At 69.8% G+C, this 22,598-nt stretch carries 17 protein-coding genes and 7 tRNA genes; 14 read left to right on the forward strand and 10 right to left on the reverse strand.

What is annotated here, in order from left to right:
- Positions 1-53: 53 nt before the first annotated feature.
- From IFT89_RS04170 to IFT89_RS04180, 3 genes are read right to left on the reverse strand one after another with little or no spacing between them, the layout of a single operon-like run.
- Positions 54-3,434, reverse strand: coding sequence for an ATP-binding protein (locus tag IFT89_RS04170; protein ID WP_202938318.1), 3,381 nt, complete (start codon positions 3,432-3,434; stop codon positions 54-56).
- Positions 3,431-4,276 (reverse strand): DUF4194 domain-containing protein, encoded by an 846-nt coding sequence (locus IFT89_RS04175; RefSeq protein WP_202938319.1) that lies wholly within the window; start codon positions 4,274-4,276, stop codon positions 3,431-3,433. Before IFT89_RS04175 ends, IFT89_RS04170 begins: the two co-directional genes overlap by 4 nt.
- Position 4,277: 1 nt before the next feature.
- Positions 4,278-5,825 (reverse strand): DUF3375 domain-containing protein, encoded by a 1,548-nt coding sequence (locus tag IFT89_RS04180; RefSeq protein WP_202938320.1) that lies wholly within the window; start codon positions 5,823-5,825, stop codon positions 4,278-4,280.
- Between the two features lie 248 nt (positions 5,826-6,073).
- On the opposite strand from IFT89_RS04180, the gene IFT89_RS04185 reads away from it, so the two are divergent.
- Both IFT89_RS04185 and IFT89_RS04190 read left to right on the forward strand, forming a co-directional pair.
- Positions 6,074-6,754, forward strand: coding sequence for an esterase/lipase family protein (locus tag IFT89_RS04185; RefSeq protein ID WP_086473784.1), 681 nt, complete (start codon positions 6,074-6,076; stop codon positions 6,752-6,754).
- Complete coding sequence (locus IFT89_RS04190) at positions 6,751-7,551, forward strand: glycosyltransferase family A protein (RefSeq protein ID WP_202938321.1); 801 nt, start codon at positions 6,751-6,753, stop codon at positions 7,549-7,551. The genes IFT89_RS04185 and IFT89_RS04190 overlap by 4 nt, the downstream gene beginning before the upstream one ends.
- A gap of 51 nt (positions 7,552-7,602) precedes the next feature.
- Here IFT89_RS04190 and IFT89_RS04195 read toward each other — a convergent pair whose 3' ends face one another.
- The 4 genes from IFT89_RS04195 to IFT89_RS04210 are packed head-to-tail and all read right to left on the reverse strand — an operon-like array spanning position 7,603 to position 11,787.
- Complete coding sequence (locus IFT89_RS04195) at positions 7,603-8,484, reverse strand: glycosyltransferase family 2 protein (protein ID WP_119863543.1); 882 nt, start codon at positions 8,482-8,484, stop codon at positions 7,603-7,605.
- Positions 8,481-9,467: a glycosyltransferase gene (locus IFT89_RS04200; protein WP_307783426.1), complete on the reverse strand. Its 987-nt coding sequence runs from the start codon at positions 9,465-9,467 to the stop codon at positions 8,481-8,483. The genes IFT89_RS04195 and IFT89_RS04200 overlap by 4 nt, the downstream gene beginning before the upstream one ends.
- Before the next feature lie 44 nt (positions 9,468-9,511).
- Positions 9,512-10,654: a glycosyltransferase gene (locus IFT89_RS04205; protein WP_202938323.1), complete on the reverse strand. Its 1,143-nt coding sequence runs from the start codon at positions 10,652-10,654 to the stop codon at positions 9,512-9,514.
- The gene (locus IFT89_RS04210) at positions 10,651-11,787 is read right to left on the reverse strand and encodes a glycosyltransferase (protein ID WP_202938324.1); all 1,137 of its coding nucleotides are present in this window, start codon (positions 11,785-11,787) and stop codon (positions 10,651-10,653) included. The genes IFT89_RS04205 and IFT89_RS04210 overlap by 4 nt, the downstream gene beginning before the upstream one ends.
- Positions 11,788-11,920: 133 nt before the next feature.
- Between IFT89_RS04210 and IFT89_RS04215 the strand changes: the two genes are divergently transcribed.
- On the forward strand, positions 11,921-12,979 hold the full coding sequence (locus IFT89_RS04215) for a hypothetical protein (RefSeq protein ID WP_213014164.1): 1,059 nt from the start codon (positions 11,921-11,923) through the stop codon (positions 12,977-12,979).
- Between the two features lie 36 nt (positions 12,980-13,015).
- Here IFT89_RS04215 and IFT89_RS04220 read toward each other — a convergent pair whose 3' ends face one another.
- Complete coding sequence (locus tag IFT89_RS04220; RefSeq protein WP_202938325.1) at positions 13,016-13,756, reverse strand: histidine phosphatase family protein; 741 nt, start codon at positions 13,754-13,756, stop codon at positions 13,016-13,018.
- Positions 13,757-13,919: 163 nt separating this feature from the next.
- Here IFT89_RS04220 and IFT89_RS04225 point away from each other — a divergent pair, with 163 nt between their 5' ends.
- Entirely contained in the window at positions 13,920-15,572 is a 1,653-nt protein-coding gene (locus IFT89_RS04225) for an MFS transporter (RefSeq protein WP_202938326.1), read from the forward strand.
- A gap of 46 nt (positions 15,573-15,618) precedes the next feature.
- On the opposite strand, the gene IFT89_RS04230 is transcribed toward IFT89_RS04225, so the two are convergent.
- A tRNA-Val gene (locus IFT89_RS04230) sits at positions 15,619-15,691 on the reverse strand.
- A 168-nt stretch (positions 15,692-15,859) separates the two neighbouring features.
- Here IFT89_RS04230 and IFT89_RS04235 point away from each other — a divergent pair.
- From IFT89_RS04235 to IFT89_RS04270, 8 genes are all read left to right on the forward strand, one after another.
- A tRNA-Gly gene (locus tag IFT89_RS04235) sits at positions 15,860-15,931 on the forward strand.
- Between the two features lie 60 nt (positions 15,932-15,991).
- Positions 15,992-16,062, forward strand: a tRNA-Cys gene (locus IFT89_RS04240).
- Positions 16,063-16,120: 58 nt separating this feature from the next.
- Positions 16,121-16,195: transfer RNA gene (locus tag IFT89_RS04245), tRNA-Val, on the forward strand.
- 139 nt (positions 16,196-16,334) lie between these two features.
- The gene (locus IFT89_RS04250) at positions 16,335-16,874 is read left to right on the forward strand and encodes a hypothetical protein (protein WP_202938327.1); all 540 of its coding nucleotides are present in this window, start codon (positions 16,335-16,337) and stop codon (positions 16,872-16,874) included.
- A 294-nt stretch (positions 16,875-17,168) separates the two neighbouring features.
- A complete protein-coding gene (locus tag IFT89_RS04255; RefSeq protein WP_137241691.1) occupies positions 17,169-18,440 on the forward strand; it encodes an HNH endonuclease signature motif containing protein in 1,272 nt (423 codons plus the stop codon).
- A gap of 355 nt (positions 18,441-18,795) precedes the next feature.
- Positions 18,796-18,867 (forward strand) — tRNA-Gly (locus IFT89_RS04260).
- A 56-nt stretch (positions 18,868-18,923) separates the two neighbouring features.
- Positions 18,924-18,994: transfer RNA gene (locus IFT89_RS04265), tRNA-Cys, on the forward strand.
- A 21-nt stretch (positions 18,995-19,015) separates the two neighbouring features.
- A tRNA-Val gene (locus IFT89_RS04270) sits at positions 19,016-19,087 on the forward strand.
- Between the two features lie 96 nt (positions 19,088-19,183).
- On the opposite strand, the gene IFT89_RS04275 is transcribed toward IFT89_RS04270, so the two are convergent.
- Positions 19,184-19,867 (reverse strand): lysoplasmalogenase, encoded by a 684-nt coding sequence (locus tag IFT89_RS04275; protein ID WP_202938328.1) that lies wholly within the window; start codon positions 19,865-19,867, stop codon positions 19,184-19,186.
- A 193-nt stretch (positions 19,868-20,060) separates the two neighbouring features.
- Here IFT89_RS04275 and thrS point away from each other — a divergent pair, with 193 nt between their 5' ends.
- Both thrS and IFT89_RS04285 read left to right on the forward strand, forming a co-directional pair.
- Positions 20,061-21,983 carry a threonine--tRNA ligase gene (thrS, locus tag IFT89_RS04280; protein WP_213014169.1) on the forward strand — a complete coding sequence of 641 codons (1,923 nt, stop codon included), beginning with the start codon at positions 20,061-20,063 and terminating at the stop codon, positions 21,981-21,983.
- Positions 21,980-22,540, forward strand: coding sequence for an HIT family protein (locus tag IFT89_RS04285; RefSeq protein ID WP_079705911.1), 561 nt, complete (start codon positions 21,980-21,982; stop codon positions 22,538-22,540). The genes thrS and IFT89_RS04285 overlap by 4 nt, the downstream gene beginning before the upstream one ends.
- Positions 22,541-22,598 lie beyond the last annotated feature (58 nt).

A 22,598-nucleotide genomic window follows, 5' to 3' on the forward strand; every position in this document is an offset into this window, starting at 1 on the left:
GCACCCGGAGGGATCGGTCACCGCGCATGGTGGCGGGTCGGCGGGTCTCCTGCCTATCCGACGCGTTCGAGCGGCTCGACCGGAGCCGACCGCTCGATCTCGGCGACCCAGGCGTGTCGGGTCTCCGGATCCTTCCGGATCGACAGGAGACGGTCCATGTAGGGCTCGAGCGCCGTCACCTTGTCGAGTGGGGCCCCGATCACGAGCTGGAAGCCGAGCCGCAGCCAGGCGACCACCGCACGGCCGGCGAACTCCGAGTCCGCCTTGATGAAGCCCTCGTCGAGCAGCACCGGTGCGAACCTCGGACGCGGGCGGTCCTCGTCGCCGAGCTGGTAGCGCAGGGCAGCGCCGACGATGAACGCGACGAGCTCCTGGGTCTCGCCACCGCTCTTGTCGCCGAGCGAGGAGTAGACGCTGACGTCCTGCCCAGACGTGTCGTAGCGCACGGCGGTGATCTCGACGTGACGGCGCACGTCGAGCACCTGGTCGCGGGTCGACTGGGACCCGGCACCCGTGTCGCGCATCGACTCCATGAACCGGCGGAGCCGCTGGAAGCGGGCCTCCAACTCGTCGTCGTCGAGGTTCGCGGTGACTTCGCTCGACAGCGCCCGAAGCTCGCGCCGGAAGGCGGAGGCCTCCTCGCGATGCACCCGGCGGAGGACGATCTTCAGACGATCGTGCGCTGGTCCGAACGGCAGGTCGCGCAGGATGTCGTTGACCGGGACCAGGCGGTCCTCGATCTCCTCGACGGCGCTGTCGAACGCGCTGCTGAGGGGGACCAGGTCCTCGCCGCTCCACTGGGACAACCGACGGCGCCACTCCTGACGGCGCTCGGGGAGACCGGTACCGAGGATGCCGTCAAGGATCGCCCGGTAGTCGCCGTAGGAATCGAGCGTCGTGCCGAGGTTGGGGTCGTGCCAGATCGACTGGTACTGCTCGAACACGTGCACCTGTGCGAGCGCGGCCTGCTCCGCTTGGCGGACGGCCGAGGACAACTCGTCACCGAGCCGGGTGCGGAGCCGCTTCATCGCATCGCCGAACCCGCCGAGTGACGGCACGCCGCCCACCGCTGCGAGGGCGGCTTCGATCCGGTCGACGTCGGCGGGGGAGACCTCCTCCACCTCGGAGCGCTCGAAGCGGTCGATGACCGTCGTCGCCGCGTCCTGCTGATCGACGAGCACCCCGTGCTCTTCGTCGAGGCGTCTGACACGATCCTCGGCCGGGAACCGCTCGGCGTTGGCGGCGTCGAGTTCACGTTGGGCGGCCGCCACCGAGCCCTGGAGCTCCTGCAGGACGTCACTGGCGTCGAGCAGACGCTCCAGCTCGGCCGCGGCGGCGTCACGATGCGCCGCAGCTCCGGCGACGTCGATCCTGGCCCACTCGGTGTCGAGTCGGTACCGGTGGGCGGCCCGCTCGGCCTCACGACGCGACAGCCGCTGCTGGATGCCGGCCTGTCGACCGGCGATGAGCTCGAGGCGCCCACGGATCTCGGCCGTCTCCGCCTCGATCGACGCGATGCGTGCCTCATTGGTGAAGCCGAGGATCGGTGCGCCGCCCGTGTCGCCGTGGGAGCCGCGGCGGCCGTCACGCAGCTGGCCGTTCACGGTCACGCGGCGCCCGCCACCCGAGAGTTCCGACGGTGTCTCCACACACCGCGCGTCGATCCGGTCCGAGGTGACGCGCTGCTCGATCCACGTGCTGAACGGGGAGGTGCGGTATGTGACGCGGCCGGAGATGAACGCGGGGTCACCCGCTTCCGGGGAGGACGGCTCATGCAGCGGAACACCTTCGAACTGCAGGCGGACCGGGATCCGGACGGCGTCGATCGCGCGGCCGAACGCGTCGAGGTGTTCCTCGTCGACGAGGACGGTCCTCGCGAGACCGTGCAGGGTGACCTCGATCGCGGGACGCCAGGCGGCATACGCGGGAGCGACGTCGATGAGCTCGGCCACGAACGGCAGCTGTTCCGGGTCGAGTCCGGCCGCCTCGGCGAGGGCGAGCCTCGCCCGGTGGAGTCGATCGGGGACCGCGCCGTCACGGCCGCGAAGCGATTGCAGCTCACGGCGGAGCTCGGTGTTGCGCTCCTCGAGAGGGAACGCTTCGCGATGCAGCTGGGCGCGATCGGTCTCGATGGCGTCGAGCGCGGTGTCGTCGTCGGCGAGGAAGTCCTCGCTGCGGCCGAGCGCACGCCGGAACGAGTCTTCGTCCTCGATCGGATCGTCGAGGACCTCGGTGCGCTCGTCGAACAGCGACCTGGCTCGTGCCACCTCGGCGTGCGTCGCCTCCGCGGCCTCACGGCGTTCCTCGGCACGCCGCAGCGCGCTCCCGCCCTGCTCCGACACCTGCCGCTCGAGTTCACGGACGCGGACACCCGCCGCAGCGGCTCGTGCCCGCGCCGCCTCCAACGTGGCCCCGGCCTCGAGCTTCTCCCGCCGATTCCGGGAGACCGCTTCATCGAGCAGAGCCTCGTGTGCGCGACTGCGCCAGACGGTGAACGGGGTCGTGCCGTCCTCGGTGAAGCCGAGGCGCTCGAGGTCGGCCGCCGCCCGGTGCCCGTCCTCGTACTCGCGACGCAGCTCACCGAGCCGCTCGAGCACTCGAGCCTTGCGGCTCTCGGTCTCCATCGCGAGGTACGCCTCGTCGAGCGCTTCGAAGTGCGACAGCGCCCGGTCGGCCGCGTCGTACGTGCTCGGACGCTCCAGCACCATCGACTTGTACAGGCCGTCGACCGTCGGCAGGTGCTGGCCCGCCTGGATCCGGGCCAGCAGACGCATCGCCCGACCACCGTCGCCACCGGCACCGATGCCGAGACGGGTGTGCAGCGTGTAGGACAGCTCCGCGTAGGTGTCGCGGACGACGAATCCGGGGATGCGACCCTGGAGCTCACCGGCGTCGAACCGCTTCGGCACGAACGCCTCGAGATCCGTGAGCTCGAACGGCCCGTCGACGGTCGCCATGGTCATCGACAGGTCACCGGTGCGCAGCGCACGTCGGGGGACGAGGTAGGCGCGCACGACGGTGAAGCGACGGTCGTCGTCGTTGAGGAACGTCACCGCCACGGCACCCCAGGTGAGCTGATCCGTGCCGCGCAGGTTGATGTCGCGCATCGCCCCGGTCTGCGGGTCCCGTGCCGAGTCGACCTTGCCGCGGAGATACGTGAGCAGGTTGCGCTGGTCGGGATTCCGCGCCCGTCCGACCGCCGCGTCGTTGGAGGCTCCGTTGAACGGCACGTCCGACGGCATCATGACCGCGAGATACGCGTCCATGAGCGAGCTCTTCCCGGTTCCGGAGGCGCCGGAGATGAGCGTCGCGCGGGAGGCGAAGTCGACCGATCGGTACCCGTCGAACCCACCCCAGTTGATGACCTGCATCCGTTCGATGCGCCACTGCTCGACGAGGTCCAGCAGGGTGTCGGTGTCCGTGGAGCGGCTCATCGGTCGTCCTCTGCTGCTGGTGGCTGGGTCTGGTCGTCGGGGGAGTCCTGCGACTCGACTGCGGTGCCGTCGGGCTCGTCGTCCGAGTCCGCGTCGGCATCGGTTCGCGGCTGTTCGGACGCCGGATCGACCGCTGCGGTCTGCGTTTCGAGCCACTCCAGGAGTTCCTGGAGGCGCTCGAGGGGGAGCAGCGTCTCCACCACCGACGCGATCCGGTGGCGGCGGGCGTCCTTGGTCCGCAGCAGGACGCGCGCGGTCAGCAGCTTGTCGATCGCGCGCTCGACGCGTCCGTCGTCGCGGGCGCGGTCGGTGGCGTGCTCGGGCCGGAAGCTCGCGACGAAGCCGAGGAGCTCGTCGTGTTCGACGATCGCGGCCCGTGCACCGTTGGCCAGTTCGGTCCGGAGACGCGTCCGCAGGTAGACGAGCAGGATCGTCTCCTCGCGGCTGTAGCTGGTGTCGTGCAGCAGGGTAGGGAAGGGACGCCGCCCGCTCTCCGAGCCCGCCTGGCGCTTGAAGGCGACCTCGGCCGAGCGGTCCACCTCGAGCTCCAGGAACAGCTCGTTGAGGCGGGACCGGAGCAGCGACTCGGACTCGAGGACCGTCCGCCACTCGGCAGGCTGGAGCGCGGGGCTGACGTAGCGGTGCTTCAGCAGAGCGACCAGCGCACGACGTTGAGCGGCATCGAGACGTCCCTCGTCCCCTTCGAAGAGGGCGAAGGAGTCGTCATCCGGGCCGGCGACCGGCGCCTCGGCGGGTGCGACGGCGTCGAGGCCGTCCGTCGTCAGGTCGTCCGACATCGGGTCGGTCGTCGCCGTCACGGTGGGATCCGTCTCGGAGGTCATGTCATTCCGTTCCGCGCCGGGCCTGGTCGGCCGGAGCAGTGGTCGTGGTCGTCGTGGCCCGCATCAGCGCCGCGACACCGGCCTCACCGAGCGGGAAGGCCGGGAGTTCGAACGCGGTGGTCGTCCCGTCCGGACGGACCGTCTCGTAGCGACGGCGTGGTGCCTGCTCGTCATACGTGCCCAGCTGGGTCATGAGGTGGACGAGGCCGAAGAGCTCCACCGGACGTCGGAGTTCCGGATCGAGCCCGGAGAACGCCGCATGGGCGTCCTCGGCACCGGAGGTCACCGCATCGAGGAGTCCGACCCGGAGCTCGTCGAGCAGCGGACCGCCCTGCGACCGGAGGGTGTCGAGCGACATCGCCGCGCCGTCGGTCCGTTCGACGGACGTCGCGATCGGCGGCGGAGCGACCTCGACGTCCGGATCGTAGAACCGCTCGCGCAGGTGCTCGATGTCGATGGTCTCGGGGAGGAGCGGCAGGTCGACGGTCGCGCGTGGTCCGGCGGTCCGCATCCAGATGCCGAGGCGCTGGTTCAGTGCTCGCAGGGTCGTGTCGAGTTCGCGGTCCTGCACGACGTCGTGATGCACGATGTGGTCGCGGAGCGTCGCGGTGAGCCGCCGACGCTGCGCGAGGACGTCGTCGATCCCCTGTCGGATGATGCCGACGGCACCCCGGAAGCCACGGAGCTCCGCGGGCCCGAGCCTGGCCGAGAAGGGGTGGTCGAGGATCGTGGAGAGGTCGCGCTTGAGGTCCTGCAGCAGATCGTCGTTGCGGAGGAGTTCGAAAGCGCCCTCGAAGGCCCGACCCTCGGCCGTCGCCGTCATCAGCTCGTCGGTGCGCCGGAGGTAGTCGTCGAGGATCTCGCCGATCGGACGGGTGTCGTTCCGGAAGTCCTCGACGATCCGCCGGTGCATCGCGATGACCGACTCCTCGACCCGGCGGAAGTCGCTCGGGAGCTGACGGATGAGGTCGGCGATGTTCGCGTAGCCGTCCTGCATCCGGTCGTCGCTCGCCGCCACGACGATGCCGCCGGCCGCGACCCGTTCGCGTTCCGCCTGGAGATCGGCGAGCTGCGCGTCGATGCGACGCAGATGCTCGTCACGGTCCGGGTCGGCCTGCAGCGCCCATCGGCGCACCGAGTCGAGGATCATGGTCAGGCGTGACTCACTGATGAGGGCACGGTCGTGTGCGAGGCCGTCGACTAGCGAGACCGCTTCAAGCGCGTGCGAGGTGAGCGAGTACTGCTCCTCGCCGTCGTCGGTGCTGGTCCGGACGAGCCACTGGTCGTGGACCCACTCCCGGCAGAGCGTCCGTCCGCCGCCGCGTTCATCACCGCCGGCCGGGATCCGCGCACCGCGTGCCGCGAGTTCGCCGAGGTACTCCTCGACCTGCAGATGGAAGCGGTCCGCTGCGACGAACTGGACGTCGCGGCCGAACGTGGTGCGGAAGATCGCGACCACCGCGGGTGCCGTCGGCCGGCTCAGCAGCCGGATCGCAGGACGCTCCAGCGCGTCCCGGACGCGGCCGAACTCTCCGTCGATCTCTCCCACTGCACTCCTCGATCGTCCGGGCACACGAACACCCCGAGGCCACCGCAGCTGCCAGATTATCAGCGCACCGCACCCGTGGTGAGCCACGCCGGGCGTCGACGGTCCCGATCCGCCCGGGCCCGGTCCGGCCGCTGTCAAGGTCCAGGGTCAGGCCGGGTGGTCCGGTTACGGTGAGGACATGGGAACAGAGCGATGCCCCGAGGTCCTGCGGGGAGACGGTTGAGCCGCGCGAACGGTGATCGCCGGTGATCCGTTCGGCGCTGCGGACGCTCGGTTGGTGGGCGCGCGACTACGCCTACGCACTCGTCTGGCAGGTCCGGGCCTTCGTCAGCCGGACCGACCCGCACGACTTCCTGTCCGGCGACCGGTCACCGATCGTCGTCCTCCCGGGCGTCTACGAGACCTGGCGGTTCCTCGAGCCGCTCATCCGCCGACTCCACGACGACGGACACCCGGTACACGTGATCGACCCGCTCGGACGCAACGACCGCTCGGTCCCGGTGGCGGCACGACTCGTCGCCGACTACCTCGAGGCGAATGGGCTCGGCGACGTCGTCCTCCTCGCGCACAGCAAGGGCGGGCTCGTCGGCAAGTACGTCATGTCGCTCGGCGGCGGCGGAGCCCGGATCTCCGGGATGCTCGCCGTCGCGGCGCCGTTCGCCGGATCGCGGTACGCGAGGCTCATGCTCCTCCCGAGCCTGCGCATCTTCACCCCCGACGACCCGACGATCCTCGCGCTCTCCCGAGAGGCGACCGTCAATCCGAGGATCGTCTCCGTCTACGGGCGCTTCGATCCGCACATCCCGGGCGGCAGCCGACTCGACGGCGCCAAGAACGTGGAACTCGACACCGGCGGACACTTCCGGATCCTCGCCCACCCGCGGGTGTTCGCGGAGGCGCAGCTGCTGGCGGACGGACGGGACGCATGACGGTCGAGACGCTCGAGACCGCGGCCCACCCGCTCACGACCGTGGACGTGGTCGTTCCGGTGAAGGACGACGCCGCACTCCTCCGACGCTGTCTGCGCTCGCTGCGCGCGCAGCACACCGGACCCGCATCCATCATCGTCGTCGACAACGGCAGCCGCGATCGCGCCGAGGTCGCGGCCATCGCCGAGCGGTACGACGCGGTCCTCATCGATGAGCCGATGCCCGGCATCCCCGCGGCGAACGCAGCGGGCTTCGACCACGCGACCGCGACGGTCGTGGCGAGACTCGACGCGGACTGCGTGCCGCCACCGGACTGGGTGACCAGGATCGCCGAGGCGTTCGCGACGGATCCGGAGCTTGCGGCACTCACCGGCCCCGCCGTCTTCATCGACGGTCCGCGCCTGCTCCGTGCACCGCTCGCCGGCCTCTACCTCGGGGCGTACCGGCTCTTCGTCGGAGCCGCCCTCGCCCAGGTCCCGATCTTCGGATCCAACTGTGCGATCCGGCGCACGACGTGGGACCAGATCGCCGAGGCGGTGCACCGCGAGGATGCGGAACTGCACGACGATCTGGACGTCTCGGCCCATCTGGGTCTCCACCGACGCGTGCGCTACGACCGGTCGCTCGGGATGGGGATCTCGATGCGCCCGTTCACCGATGCCGGTTCACTCGCACTCCGGATGCGTCGGGGCTGGACCACCCTGCGTGTGCACTGGCCGGAGGAGCTGCCCGCCGTCCGGTGGCTCCAGCGCGGCACACGACTGCGCACCGGTTCACCGGGCTCGCTTCGTCGCTGACGAGTGATGCCCCGGGCGGCGGCCGACGAGACGGCACTGCCCGGTCGACCGTTACGCGCCGGACCCCGTCGCCACCACGCTGGTGGTCGCGATCGACAGACGGCTCGGGGTGGTCGACTGAACGCGGACCCAGTCGTCACCCGCCCGCCGCACGGCGCCGGCCTCAGCGAACGCCTCCAGCCAACCGGTCATCGGCCAGGTTCCCCACCGGTCGGCGAACCGCGCGCCGTTGCGGAGGATGTCGTCGAAGTGCTGCCAGGGCGGGCGCTGCGTCTCGTGGTGCTGGTGGTAGGCGTGGGCGCCTCCGACCCACACGAGTGGCGTCCCCGCCGCGTTCAGGGCGAACGCGAAGTCGGTGTCCTCGCCGCCGTAGCCCTCGTAGCCCTCGTCGAAGCCTCCGGTCCGGGACCACGTCGACGCACTCGTCGCGAACGACAACGACCAGAACAGCGGGTACTCGTCCTCGGTGGCGACGCGCTCCGAGCCGTCGTCCGGGTTCGGTCTCGCCGCATGCGGTGCCGTCGCCGCCGCCAATGCGCGGCGGTCGGTGACGTCCACGCCGGGCGGCAGGTAGGTCACCGGGCCGCAGAGGACGGCGCGCGGGTGGCGATCGGACGCCTCACGGTATCGGTCGAGCAGGGCCGGCCCGGGGACGCAGTCCGCGTCGAGGAACACGATGAGGTCGGCACCGCGGTCGATGGCGAGCGCTGCACCGGCGTTCCGGCCTGCCGCGAGACGGAGTCCGTCGGACCCCGGTGGAAGGTGGACCGTCAGTTCCGCATCGAGAGCCGGTGGTGCGTCGTCACCGATCCACACGACGAGTCGCTCCACCACGTCGCCCGACGTCGGCATGAACGCCCCGACGGCCTCGAGCTGCCGTTCGAGGTGCCCGAGTCGTGGGCGCGAGCACAGGGTCACGATCGAGGTCCTCATCGCCCACCCCCTGCAGGATCGCCGGCCGCGACCGCCTCGATCGCCTCCGCAGCTCGTCGGGCGGCGCCCGCCACCTGCCAACGAGACCAGTCGGGGTGGAACTCCGAGGCCCGGTCGAGGATGCCCGTCCAGTCCGCGGCGTCGGGCCAGGACGACCGCACGACCGCCAGCTCGCCCGCTTCGAGGGCACGGGCGGTGGACACCTGCTCGTCGAACGGGCGCTCCTGTGGGACCACGACGGCCGTGACGCCGGCCGCGGCGAGATCGGCGACCGCGTTCTGACCGGCCCACGACACCACCACCTCCGCCCGGCAGAGGGCGTCCCACGGGTCGTCGGTCCAGACGGACCCGGCACCGGTGCCGAGCGAGGTCCAGTCGCGACCGCTGGCGTAGGCGGCCTCCTCCACGGCTTCCTGCGACACCGCGGAACCCCCGGCACCGGCGAGGAGGAGCACTCCGCTGCGCCCGGCTTCCGCGGCCGTCCGCTCGCGTCCCTCGAAGCGACTGATGCCGCCGGTGTGCACCACCTTGTCCCGCACGGGACGGAGGTGCTCGAGGTCCAGGACCCCGTGCGGCCACGGAGCGATGATCGTCGACGCCGCACGGAAGGCGAGGGCGTGCGGTTCGTCGTCGCGACGGCCAGGCTGTGCCATGACGACGGTGGGAACGCCGAGCAGGCGTGCAAGGAGCACCACCTCAACGGAGACGTCCACCACCATCGCGTCCATCCGCTGCTGCGCGAGGGCGGCGGCGATGGTCGCAAGACGAGCACGGTGACCGGCGTGACCGAGCGGCGCCCAGTGCAGCAGCCCCTCCGCGGTCGGATCGCAGTCGTCCGGGGGAGACGCACCGTCCGGCACGTCGTCATCCCGGTCGAGCACCACCCAGGAACAGTTCGAGGGGAGTCCCATCGGCGCCGGGAACGAGCTGAAGCAGACGATGTCGGCGTCGAGGTGGGGTGCGACGGCGAGCAGACGCGTCACGTGTCCCCGTCCGTGGTGATGCACGTACCAACCGATGCGGGGCCTCACGAGCTGAACTCGTCGACGCGACCGGAGCCGAGCACGGGCGAGTCGCCGAGGAGCGCGGCGAAGTGCTCCTCGAGCCGACCCACCCTGGCGTCGAGCGAGAAGCGGGCTAGAGCGGATGCCCGGATCGAGGCGCGGAACCCTCGGTCCAGCTCCGACTGCCGGATCAACCCGTCCACGCGGTCCGCCATGGCCGCCAGGTCTCCTGGTGCGACGACCTGCATCCCGACGCTCGCCTGGGCGATCTCGGGCACGCCGCCGACGGCGAAGCTGACCACCGGGGTCCCGGTCATCAGCGCTTCCGGCGCGACGAGACCGAACGGCTCGGCCCATGCCGGCGTCGAGACCGCTGCCGCGCTCCGCCCCACGAGCGTGGCGAGCCGCGTCGGGTCGAGCGGCCCGACATGTCGGACGTCACGTCCCAGCAGCGGCGACAGCACGCGCTCGGCGTACACCGGATCGCCCACGCGACCGGCGATGACGAGTCGGCGCCCCAGTCGGCGGGCGACGTCGACCGCGAGATGCGGGGCCTTCTCCGCGACGACCCGTCCGAACCACACGAGGTCGTCACCGCCTCGGCCTGCCCGCCAGGCATCCGGATCGATGCCGTTCAGGAGCACCTCGGACTCGACACCGGCCGTCGCCCACGTGCGCTTCGTGAACTCGCTCACCGCCAGGAACCGGCTGCCGTCGGAACCGGCCCGGTTCGCTGCTGCGGCGACGGCCTCGTCGACCGGTGTGTGCAGGGTGGTGATCATGGGGACGCCCAGCTCAGGTGCCAGTTCCACCGGGAGCGCGTCCAGGCAGTGGTTCGACACGACGTCATACCGCCCAGGACGAGCGGCGATCGCTTCGAGAGCGCGACGCAATGCCGGGACGGACCGGGTCGCGTGGTCCGGGGGATACCGCTCGTCATCAGGGGAGGACCAGCGTGGCCACCGCAACTCCGGCAGTTCGAAGACGCTGCCGCGCTCGACGAAGTCGGACCCGCGGACGCCGATGAACGTCACCTCGTGGCCTCGTGCGCGAAGCGCGGTGACCTCCGACCACACGGCGGATTCGAGCCCGCCGGCGTGTGGACGACGGATGGGGAAGCGCAGCGGGGCGATGACGACGACGCGCAGTCGTGGACCGGCCGTCACGAGGCGCGCTCGGCGATGACTCGGCGGTACAGCTCGGCGTGGGCTACTGCACCGACGGCGTCGTCGACGACGCGACGGGCGCGGCGCTCGGCGACGGTAGCGCTCCGATCGGCGGAACCGGCTCGGGTCGCGCCATCCGCTGCGAGGAGCTCGCCGACGGCACGCTCGAGTGAGGCTCCGTCCCCGAGGTCGTACGCGGAGACCGTGTCGTCGGGATGCTGCTCGAGGTACGCACCGATCCCGGACGGGACGGCGACGGACACGCCGAGATCCCAGCAGAGTTCGAGCCAACCCGAGTGGGTGCCGTGCCGGTAGGGGAGCAAGCAGACGTCCAGGCGGCTGAGTGCGATGGAGAGTCCGAGGTCGTCGAGACGCTCGTGCTCGATGAGGAGCGCCGCTTCCGATCTGCCGACAAGCCGTCGGACGGCGTCGCGGGCCTCCGGATCGCGGACCACGTGGTGCATCCGCACCTCCGCGACGACGTCCGCTCCACGGCGGCGGAGGCGTTCGACCGCGTCGATGAGGGTGGTGACGGCACCGACCGCGTCGACATTGGGGCGCAGGTCCTTCAGGTGGACGCCGACCCGCGTCTCCGCCGACGGCAAGACGAGCGGAACCGTGACGTCATCCGACAGGAGCGACGGGTGCGGGATGACGACGGCGTCGCGGCCCCAACGTTCCCGGATGCCGGCGGCGGCGCCGGGGGTCAGGGTGATCAGGGCGTCTGCTCCACGGACGAGCTCGTCGAGCTGCCGGTCGTAGGCGGCCTGGTTGTCGAGCTGCGGGTGTTCGAGGTCGTGCACCGTGTACACGACCGACCAGCCGACCTGGTGCGCTGCCTCGATGCACGCGGTCACGTGTCCGGGTGGGAACGACTCCGTCCCGAAGTGGATGTGCAGCACGTCGGCATCGACGGCGTGGACGTGGATCCAGTCCGGATCGAGGGCGGCGGGCGGCCACCAGACGCCCGACGGCGCTCCGTCGACCGGCGGATCGCTCAGCACGTCGATGTCGGGCGAGGCGGTGATGCGGCCGACGTAGGGGTGCGCGGCCGGGATCGAGACGACGCGGATCGGACGAGATGCCGGGTCGGCAGCTCGATCGGTGGCGTGCGACATCACGGTCGACTGCATGGCGGGATCCCCTGTACGGATGCGGGCGCGAGAGGCGCGGACGGGTCGGCACGATACGGGCGCCGTCCTCCGAACATAGGTCCGATGACGAGAGTGCCCGCGACCCTTGACGCGGGCCCTCCGCTGCACCACCATGACGCAGGTGATCGCAGCCCCACCCCGTCTCCTCATGGTCGGCCCACAGCACCACGGCGTCGTCCAGTACGCGATCGACGTCGCCGACGCCGTGGTCGCCACGGACCCTCGCGCGGAACGGGTGTACGCCCCGACCCCGTCCGACGCCGTGCACCTGCTCGACGGCGTGGACCGTGCACACGTCCACGTCACCGACCGCCTCTTCGGCCGGTCGCCCGAGGAGGCGGCGGACGCCGTCGAGCGCCTCGCAGACGTCACCGAGTTGACGGTCACCCTCCACGACATCCCGCAGACCTCGGACGGCAGGATGCTGGACCGCCGCATCGCCGCCTACGCCCGGTTCATCGCAGCCGCCCACGCGACGGCCGTCAACAGCCGGCACGAGCAGGCGCTCGCTGAAGAGTTCCTCGGCGTCAGTGCCGCGACCGTTCTGCACGCCATTCCGCTCGGCTCCCGGATCGGGACGGCGGCGGTCACGGCCGACGATGCATCGCTGACGGGAACGGCCCGCCCACTCACCGTCCTCATCGCCGGATTCATCTACCCAGGTAAAGGTCATTCGTCGGCTATCCAGGCGGCTTCGCGTGCGGCGGAGGATCTCCGTGCCGCCGGTCACCAGGTCGCCGACGTCGTCGTCCGAGCCATCGGTGGCCCCTCGGCCGGGCATGAAGCGGACGTGCTCGCCCTCGAAACGGAAGCGCGCGCCGTCGGTGTCTCGTTCGAAGTCACCGGGTATCTCGACGATGCGGCGTTCGCCGCGCAGATCTCGCTTCCTGGCATCCCGCTCGCCGCTCACGGTCATGTCTCCGCGTCACGCTCGATGCTCGACTGGGTCGAGGCAGGCCGCCGGCCGCTCGTCGTCGACTCGCGCTATGCAGCGGAGATGGAGCAACTGCGCCCGGAGACGATGGTCCGGTACGACCCGTCGACGCTGCACGCCGAGTTGGCCGCGGCCTGGCTGGACCCCTCGCGGACGCGCCTGCCCGCCGGTCGCAGCCTCCGCCCGGCGCTGCCGGACACCGCGAGCGCGTACCTCGACTGGTGGTCCGGACAATGACGCTCGCCGTGCCGATCGGGCACCGCGGTGGTGGGGTCAGCTTCGGACATCGGTCGCCCCCGAGTGCTCGGTGACCGGGACCTGCGCCTGCTGCAGGTGTGCGGTCGCATTCGCCGCTCGCGCCTTCCACGCCCGTCCGTCGTGGACGAGGTGGGTGAAGGACGCGTTCGGCGTCGGACGGAGAGCGGCCTCCTCCAGGACGCGACGCTCGTCCCACCCCTCGCAGATGTAGCGGAAGAGCGATATGACGGCGTCGTGACAGACCACCAGGGCCCGCGTGCGGTCGGTGTGCCGGTCCAGGTCGCCGATGAACGAGCGGAGGCGGAGGGCCACGTCCGTCCAGGCCTCACCTCCTGGCGGTCGATAGTAGAACTTGCCGAGGAACCGTCGTCGAGCGGCCTCTTCCGGGAACTCGGCGTCGACGCCGATCGAGGTGAAGGTGTCGAGGATACCGAGTTCGCGATCACGCAGCCGCTCGTCGACGACAGGACGAAGCTCATCGGCGTCGAGCGCTGTGGCTCGAAGGGCGACCACGGCCGTCTCGTGCGCTCGCCGATAGGGCGAACTGAACACGATGTCCGGCCGGTCGGCGGGCGTGAGGGCCGCGAGACGTCTCCCCACCGCAGCCGCCTGCTCGAGCCCGAGTGCTGAGAGCGGGACGTCGGCGTCACGGCTCGGAACGGCGATGCGGTGGGATTCCGAGCGATCGGCTTCGAGTGCGGCGACGTTCCCGGCGCTCTCACCGTGGCGGACGAGGATCAGTTCCGTGATGGCCATGGATCCACGGTAGCCAGCACGATTCGGCGGCCGCAGACCTTGACGAGTCGATGATCCTCCATGAAGCGACGCCGGCCGCCGACCGCTCGCCGGTGGTGGCACAGCTCGATGATTGCGACAAACCGACGATGCCCGGGCCGTGACGGAGTCCTATCGTTCGACCATGTCGTCACCCACCGCAGTTCGATCGCCGCAACCGTCAGCATGGGCGCCCATGGCGATCACCGCCTTCAGGGTGCTGTGGTTCGCCCAGCTGGGGAGCAACATCGGCACCTGGATGCAGACCGTGGGAGCCCAGTGGGTCCTGGTCGAGGCCGCGGCCGGTGCGGCGCTCATCGCCCTCGTGCAGACCGCGAGCCTCGCGCCCGCCATCCTGGTCGCCCTGCCAGCAGGCGTCCTCGCGGACTCACTCGACCGGCGACGGCTGCTCATCTGGGGATCGGCGGCGAGTGCGGTCCTCGCAGCCGCGCTCACCGTCGTGGCGGCGGTCGGCGCGCTGACGCCGTGGACGATCCTGGCCTTCACCTTCCTGCTGGGCATCACCTCGACCCTGACCTCACCCGCATGGCAGGCGATCCAGCCGGAGCTCGTGCCCCGCAACCTGATCGCGGCGTCATCGGCGCTCGGCGGTGTCACCGTGAACGGAGCCCGTGCGGTCGGTCCGGCCCTGGCCGGTGTCGTCCTGTCGGCCTTCGGTGCTCCCGTCGTGTTCGGTGTCAACGCGCTGAGCTTCGTCGTGGCCGTGATCGCCCTCGTCTGGTGGAAGCGACCCTCGCAGACCGGTCTCGACGACCGCGAGCCGTTCGGGGCAGCGTTGCGAGCGGGGGTCCGGTACGTCGTCTCCGCGCACCTCGTCCGCCGGATCCTGCTGCGTTCCGCACTCTTCGCGCTGCCTGCCAGTGCCCTCTGGGCGCTGCTGCCCCTCACGGCGAAGCGCCTCCACCTCGACTCGAGCGGATACGGTCTCCTACTCGGTGCTCTCGGTGTCGGTGCCGTGCTGGGCATCTTCGCCCTGCCGCTCGCTCGGCGTCGGTTCTCCGACAACACCGTCATCGCCGGGAGTGCGGTGCTCTTCGCCGCCGGGTCGCTCGCAGCGGCGTTTCTGCCCTTCGCGCCGACCCTGCTGCTGCTCGTGTTCGCGGGGCTGGCCTGGATCGGCACCCTCACGGTGCTGAACGCCGCGCTGCAGCTCACCCTGCCGCAGTGGGTGCGGTCCCGCGGAGCCTCGATCTACATCCTCGTCTTCATGGGCGCGATGGCCATCGGCTCGATCGGCTGGGGCGTGGCGGCGCAGGGACTCGGCACGCCGCTCGCGTACAGCGCTTCGGCCGTCCTGCTCCTGCTGGTGGCGGCCAGTGTTCGGGTGCTGCCCCTGCTCCCCGGAACCGGAACCGTCGACCGCAGCATCTCCATGTCCTGGCCCACACCCACGCTGGTGTTCGAGCCGCAGCCGACCGACGGGCCGGTCCTCGTGCAGATCTCCTACACGGTCCATCCCGACTCGCTCGCCGCGTTCCAGACAGCCATGGGTCGTGTCGAGTCCTCTCGTCGCCGGACCGGTGCCTCGAGATGGGCCCTCTACCGGAGTGGCGAAGAGTCCGACGTGCAGTTGGAGACCTTCATGGTGCCGTCATGGGGCGAGTTCCGACGACAGGAGACGCAGCGTCTGACCGGTCGCGACCGCGATATCCGCGCTGCAGCGCTGGCCCACGCGGACGGTGCACCCGTCGAACGCCACTTCTTCCCGAGCGATGCCCCGGAGTCGTCGCACCGGACCGGGTCCGCCAGGCCGGAACGGCCTGATCGCGCGGAGTGAGTCGCCACCGTGGAGAGGGAGCTCATCGGGCGACGAGCAAGTGATGTGGGCGATACCGGACTCGAACCGATGACCTCTTCCGTGTGAAGGAAGCGCGCTACCAACTGCGCCAATCGCCCGCAGGTCGTCCGCACCGGAGAGGTGCCGAACAGCCGCGAGTCACGATACTAGCCGATGCCGGGGGACGAACGCACATCCGCAACGCTGTCGACCCAGTACGCGCGCCGGTTTGAACATCGGTCCCGGTTTCGGCTAGAGTCGTTCGAGCACGCAGTGATGCGGGCAATGCGGATGTGGCGCAGTGGTAGCGCATCACCTTGCCAAGGTGAGGGTCGCGAGTTCGAATCTCGTCATCCGCTCGAGTGTCAGTAGTGTTGTTCCGGCAGGAACCCTACTCGGCAGTGTGTTCGGTCACACATGGTGGCGTGGCCGAGAGGCTAGGCAGCGGCCTGCAAAGCCGTCCACACGGGTTCGAATCCCGTCGCCACCTCACCTCAGCAACACAGTTCCACCAGCAACATCCCGGCGTCGTGTCTCACACGCCACCCGGGCGATTGGCGCAGCGGTAGCGCGCTTCCCTGACACGGAAGAGGTCACTGGTTCGATCCCAGTATCGCCCACCACAGAAAGCCCCCGGACCCCCGGGGGCTTTCGTCGTTCGAGCACATGCAGGCAACGCAGGGGGACCATGCTTCAGCGAGTCATGGCGGAGACCACCGGGCCGCAGCGGCGCTCGTCGCCATCGCGCGACGGACGTGTGGCATGAGCCGCATCGGCGATTGGTGGCGGTCGAGCAACGCGAAACCGCGACGGCATCCCACGGACCCGGGCCACGCCGCCGTCCCGTACCCGGCGCTCAGCCGGTCGGACCGGGTGGCGTTCGCCCAGTGCGAGCAGTACCTCCTCCGTGAGATCGTCGAGGCCAGAGCGTGGGGACGGCAGGTCGCCAGCCGCGGTGACACGCCCGACACCAACGGTTGGCTCATCATGCCCGGTCGGACGCACTCCTCCCTGATGGACGACTCGAGGGGCATGGGGGCGATGCCGGCGGTGATGGACTCCGTAGTGCAGTGGCTCGCGGACGCCGGGGCGATCCGCCCACTCTCGGAACACACGCGGCAGGCCATCGCGGTCTCGAACGCAGAGGAACGGCTCCGCGATTACCCGGAGTACCACCCTGACGGCGACGGCCAGCGCACCTGGGACGACGACGTCTGGGAGGTGGAGTCGATTCGGATGCTCCAGATCTACCCGCACCTCGCCGATGCGAACGACGACTGGAGCCAGCAGGAGCGCCGGTGAGTGGCTCCACCCACTGCGCAGCCACGTACCGTCCCACCACCGGGCCGACGCGCTCGGTCTCCGAGCTTGTCGGCGGGCAGACCAGCAACTTCCACAACCACCGACACCCCACCGGTCCCTGAGAGCGACGCCCCGCCGAACCCCTGAGCAACCCCCACCGGTCTCTGAGCAACCCCCACCGGTCCCTGAGCAACCCCCACCGGTCCCTGAGATTGTCGAAGGGCACACGAGCGACTTCCCCGACCGATCCCACTCACCATCTGGAATGTCAGTGGTCCATGATGGACTTGCTCCATGACCGAGACCACCCTCACCGCTACCCGCGTCGGCGACGACTACGCCGCGCAGCTCGCGGAGTTCTCGGATGCGTGGGCGGAGCTCCACCGGCAGCAGGCCGTCCTCAACGCACGGAAAGCGCGCCTCCTCGCCCGCTCCGCCGCCTACGCGGACGCCTTCGCAGACGCCACGGTCCCGGCGATCTTCCCGCCGGCCGAGCGTCAGGCGCTGTCCCGCCGGTCGACCTGCGCGGCCCTCGCGATGGCGACCCGGACGCCGGAGCGGACGATCCAGCGGGCGACCAACGACGCCGAACGTCTCGTCAACGACGCACCAGCCGTGCTCGAGTCGCTGGAGGCCGGCAGGATCTCGGCGCGGCATGCGCGGGTGATCACCGACCAGCTGTGCGACGTCCCGACCGCGGGCCGGGCGGTGTTCCTCGACCAAGTCCTTCCAGAGGCGGAGCGCCTGACGGCCGCAGGACTCAAGAACCGCGCCCGCGTCCTGCGCGAGCGCCTCCACCCGGAATCCATCACCGCCCGAGCAACCCGCTCAGAGGCCGACCGCCGGGTGGAGTTTGAACCGGCCGCCGACGGCATGGCCTGGGTGCACCTCTTCACCACCGCGCCGATCGCGCAGGGCATCGTCGAACGGGTCGAAGCCGCAGCGGCCAAGGCACGCGCCGCCGGCGACACTCGCACCTGCGCGCAGCTGCAGGCGGACGCCCTCGCAGCCCTCGCTCTCACCGGTGTGACCCCGGAAGACGTCATGTCCAGCCCAGTCCTGCCGCACCCCATCGAGGTCCAGGAGCACATCAAGCCCACCGTGCAGATCACCGTCCCGGCGCTCAGCATGGCCGGCGTCAGCGACGCCCCGGCCACCCTCGACGGGTACGGCCCGATCGACCCGGAGACCGCCGCCCGTATCGCGGTCAACGCCCCCAGCTTCACCCGGATCCTCGTCCAACCGGAAACCGGTGCGGTCCTTTCCGTCGGGCGGAATCAGTACCGGGTTCCGGCCGATCTGCAGCGCGCGGTCCGGCTTCGGGACGGCACCTGTCGGGCACCGGGCTGCGGCAGGCGAGCCCGGGCCTGCGATCTCGATCATTCGGTCGCGTGGGAGGACGGCGGGACAACGGATGTCGGGAACCTCGCCTGCCTGTGTCGACATCACCACCGAATGAAACATCTCCCCGGGTGGAACCTCGACCACGGGCCTGGCGGGGTGCTCGACTGGACAACACCCGACGGCAAACACCACCGGACCGAACCGGACCCCGCACCGTTCTGACCCCCGCCGGTCCCTGAGCCTGTCGAAGGGTTCCTCGTGGGCACTTCGACAAGCTCAGTGACCGGGAAACGTCCGCCCGCATCGCTTCAGTCCCCGAGCCGTGCCCCACTTCGAGAAGCTCAGCGACCGGGGGAGTGCACCCGGACCGCTCCGAACCCGGAGTCTGTCGAAGGGTGGTTCGGCCTGGACGGTGCCACTCAGGACGTCGTCACAGGCCGACGCGCCGAGGAAGATGGAATTTCGGCCCGATTTTCCGCGGAACATCAAGGGTTGGGCCGACTCGCCCGCGCCGAGGTGTCAACGAGCGCCCTCAACATCGGCTAGAGTTTCCAAGCACCCAGAAACGGGATGTAATGCGGATGTGGCGCAGTGGTAGCGCATCACCTTGCCAAGGTGAGGGTCGCGAGTTCGAATCTCGTCATCCGCTCGAGTGTCAGTGAGAACGTGCAAGCGTTCCGCTCGACAGTGTGTTTCATCACACGTGGTGGCGTGGCCGAGAGGCTAGGCAGCGGCCTGCAAAGCCGTCCACACGGGTTCGAATCCCGTCGCCACCTCGCTGGCAACACCACTCACCTGGGCGATTGGCGCAGCGGTAGCGCGCTTCCCTGACACGGAAGAGGTCACTGGTTCGATCCCAGTATCGCCCACAGGAACACGAAGGGCCCGAGCGAACAGCTCGGGCCCTCCCTCGTTCCACAGACCACCCATTGCGCAGACCACCCGTCGCACGCCCGGACGTCCGTTCAGACGGCGAGGACCGCCCGCTCTCGGCGACGCAGGACCTCCGCGACCCCCCACACGATGAGGCCTTGGCCCGCGGCGTAGGTCGCCATGATGATCTCGTCTGCCGCCCAGATCGTCACTGCAGGCACGAAGCGGTCGAGCGCGATCAACGAGTCGGAGACCAGGAACAGCGCACCGCCCACGGCGATCGTCGGCGTCGTCATCGTCGATGACGCCGCCATGGCCCCGATCACGACGGCATAGACGACGACCGCCGGATACAGCGCCCCCATGTCCTGCTGACTGAGGAGCGAGATGCCGGCGACGAGCCACACCAGGTACACGAGCGCCCAGACCGGCGGACGGTTCCTGGTACGCAGATGCCGCACGAAGAGCAGGACATAGCCGGCCTGCGCGAGCATGAAGAACAGGATCCCCACGCCGAACGCGAGTTCGCCCGGAACCATGAGGGCGACGTCGCCCAGCCAGCTGCAGAGGATCGCGACGAGCGCCGTGACCGCAGCGACCGAAAGCCGTCGGACCGACCACACGAGCGCCAGCGCGAGGACCAGCATGATGAACGGTTTGGTGAGGAGCGACAGCCATTCCTGACCGGATGCGAGGGCGATGATGTGCACGAGTGCGACCACGGGCAGCGCGGCGAACAGCGCCGTCGCAGCCCCGCCCCTCTGCACAGCCGTCATCAGCGCCACCCCCGTCACGTCGTAGGCCTTCACTCTAGCGATGCGACCGAGCACGAACCATGGCCGCCGACCGACGGCAGCGTCTCCTCGTCGTGGACGACGATAGGCTTGCACGGCCAAGGTTTCACCTGAGAAAGAGAGATCATCCGTGAGTGACGGGTTCGCACTGTTCACCGACCGATCCGTGGTCGCCATGCGCGTCAACGGCGAACTGAAGGACCTCGCCGCCACGGTGACGGAGACGGACACCGTCGAGCCGGTGCACCTCGACTCGCCCGACGGTCTCAACATCCTCCGGCACTCCGCAGCCCACGTGCTCGCGCAGGCCGTGCAGCAGGTCGACCCGCACGCGAACCTCGGCATCGGCCCGCCGGTCACCGACGGCTTCTACTACGACTTCGACGTCGCCGCACCGTTCACGCCTGAGGCGCTCAAGGTGCTGCAGAAGACGATGGACCGCATCATCCGCCAGGGCCAGCGCTTCGTGCGACGCGTCGTCACCGAGGACGAGGCTCGCGCAGAACTCGCGGGGGAGCCCTACAAGCTCGAACTGATCGGCCTCAAGGGCGGATCGGCAGCCGACGACGAGAACGTCGAGGTGGGCGGCGCGGAGCTGACCATCTACGACAACGTCGACCCGAAGACAGGGGAGACGGTCTGGAAGGACCTCTGCCGCGGTCCACACCTGCCGAACACGCGCATGATCGGCAACGGCTGGGCCCTGACGCGCCTCGCCGCGGCGTACTGGCGGGGGAGCGAGAAGAACCCGCAGCTGCAGCGGATCTACGGCACCGCTTGGGCGACCAAGGACGAGCTGCGCGCGTACCAGACGCGGATCGAGGAGGCTGCCAAGCGCGACCACCGCAAGCTCGGTGCCGAGCTCGATCTCTTCAGCTTCCCCGAAGAGATCGGCTCGGGTCTCGCGGTGTTCCACCCCAAGGGCGGCATCATCCGCAACGAGATCGAGAACTACATGCGCGAGCGCCTGCTCGCTTCCGGCTACGAGCTGGTGAACACCCCGCACATCACGAAGGGGCACCTGTTCGAGGTCAGCCAGCACCTGGCCTGGTACAAGGACGGCATGTTCCCGGCGATGCACCTCGACCAGGAGGTCGACGCCGACGGCCACGTCACCCGTCAGGGCCAGGACTACTACCTGAAGCCCATGAACTGCCCGATGCACAACCTGATCTATCGGGCTCGAGGGCGCAGCTACCGCGAACTGCCGCTGCGTCTCGCCGAGTTCGGCACGGTCTACCGGTACGAGAAGAGCGGCACCCTCTCCGGGCTCACGCGCGTCCGTGGCCTCACGCAGGACGACGCCCACATCTACGTCACCGACGACCAGGTCAAGGACGAGGTCGGCCGCCAGCTGCAGTTCGTCCTTGAGACCCTCCGCGGCTACGGTCTCGACGACTTCTACCTGGAGCTCTCGACGAAGGACCCCGATAAGTACGTCGGCACCGACGAGGTCTGGGACGAAGCGACCGAGACCCTCCGCCAGGTGGCGGTCGAGTCCGGTCTCGAGCTCGTCCTCGACCCCGCCGGCGCAGCCTTCTACGGTCCGAAGATCTCGGTGCAGGCGCGCGACGCGATCGGTCGGACGTGGCAGCTGTCCACCGTGCAGCTCGACTTCAACCTGCCCGAGTTGTTCGAGCTGGAGTACACGGCTGCTGACGGCACGCGCAAGCGTCCGGCGATGATCCACCGCGCACTCCTCGGCTCGATCGAGCGCTTCTTCGCGATCCTGCTCGAGCACTACGCGGGTGCCTTCCCGGTGTGGCTCGCCCCTGTGCAGGTCGTCGGGATCCCCGTCTCCGAGCAGTACGAGGAGTTCCTCGGCGGAGTCGTCGCCGAGCTGCGCTCGTCCGGGGTCCGGGCAGAACTCGACGCCTCCGACGATCGGATGCAGAAGAAGATCCGCAACCACACCAAGGCGAAGACCCCGCTGCAGCTGATCGTCGGCGAGGAGGACCAGGCCAACGGCGCGGTGAGCTTCCGATTCCGCGACGGCACCCAGGAGAACGGTGTCCCCGTCGCCGACGCCGTGCGCCGGATCCGCGCCGCCATCGCCGCGAAACTGCAGGTGAACACCGCAGCGGAGCTGCCGGCATGACCCCGGGCACCGAACCGGAGTCGTTCGAGTCGATCGACACCTCCCACCTGGTGGGCGTCCCGGACGCATTCCAGCGTCTCTGGACGCCCCACCGGATGGTGTATATCAAGCAGGGCCAGCCATCCGACGACGGTTGTCCGTTCTGCATCGCGCCGACGCTCGACGACGAGTCAGCGCTCATCGTGCATCGGGGCGAGCACGCCTTCGTGCTGCTGAACCTCTTCCCGTACAACTCCGGGCACCTGCTCGTCTGCCCGTACCGCCACGTCGCGATGTACGACGACGCGACGACGGAGGAGGTCGCCGAGATCGGCGCCCTGACGCAGACGGCGATGCGGGTCGTCCGGTCCGTCTCGAGGAACGACGGCTTCAACCTCGGGATGAACCAGGGTGCCGTGGCCGGCGCCGGGATCGCGGCGCACCTGCACCAGCACATCGTGCCGCGCTGGGCGACGGACGCCAACTTCTTCCCGATCATCGCCCAGACCAAAGCGCTCCCGCAGCTGCTCGGCGATGTCCGACAGGCGATCGCGGACGCCTGGCCGACCTCGGCCTGATCCGTCGGGGCCGGTCCATCTGGACCGGTCCACCCAAGTCCAATTTCCGGCCTGTGGA

Origin of the sequence: Plantibacter sp. CFBP 13570 (assembly GCF_014841395.1) — a bacterium.
GTDB lineage: Bacteria > Actinomycetota > Actinomycetes > Actinomycetales > Microbacteriaceae > Plantibacter > Plantibacter auratus.

Excerpts from the sequence above, each read along its gene's own strand:
- IFT89_RS04210 (WP_202938324.1), bottom strand. The coding sequence starts at position 11,787 with ATGCAGTCGACCGTGATGTCGCACGCCACCGATCGAGCTGCCGACCCG.
- IFT89_RS04255 (WP_137241691.1), top strand. The coding sequence starts at position 17,169 with ATGACCGAGACCACCCTCACCGCTACCCGCGTCGGCGACGACTACGCC.
- IFT89_RS04285 (WP_079705911.1), top strand. The coding sequence starts at position 21,980 with ATGACCCCGGGCACCGAACCGGAGTCGTTCGAGTCGATCGACACCTCC.
- IFT89_RS04220 (WP_202938325.1), bottom strand. The coding sequence starts at position 13,756 with ATGGCCATCACGGAACTGATCCTCGTCCGCCACGGTGAGAGCGCCGGG.
- IFT89_RS04275 (WP_202938328.1), bottom strand. The coding sequence starts at position 19,867 with ATGACGGCTGTGCAGAGGGGCGGGGCTGCGACGGCGCTGTTCGCCGCG.
- IFT89_RS04215 (WP_213014164.1), top strand. The coding sequence starts at position 11,921 with ATGACGCAGGTGATCGCAGCCCCACCCCGTCTCCTCATGGTCGGCCCA.
- IFT89_RS04250 (WP_202938327.1), top strand. The coding sequence starts at position 16,335 with ATGAGCCGCATCGGCGATTGGTGGCGGTCGAGCAACGCGAAACCGCGA.
- IFT89_RS04170 (WP_202938318.1), bottom strand. The coding sequence starts at position 3,434 with ATGAGCCGCTCCACGGACACCGACACCCTGCTGGACCTCGTCGAGCAG.
- thrS (WP_213014169.1), top strand. The coding sequence starts at position 20,061 with ATGCGCGTCAACGGCGAACTGAAGGACCTCGCCGCCACGGTGACGGAG.
- IFT89_RS04225 (WP_202938326.1), top strand. The coding sequence starts at position 13,920 with ATGTCGTCACCCACCGCAGTTCGATCGCCGCAACCGTCAGCATGGGCG.
- IFT89_RS04175 (WP_202938319.1), bottom strand. The coding sequence starts at position 4,276 with ATGACCTCCGAGACGGATCCCACCGTGACGGCGACGACCGACCCGATG.
- IFT89_RS04190 (WP_202938321.1), top strand. The coding sequence starts at position 6,751 with ATGACGGTCGAGACGCTCGAGACCGCGGCCCACCCGCTCACGACCGTG.
- IFT89_RS04195 (WP_119863543.1), bottom strand. The coding sequence starts at position 8,484 with ATGAGGACCTCGATCGTGACCCTGTGCTCGCGCCCACGACTCGGGCAC.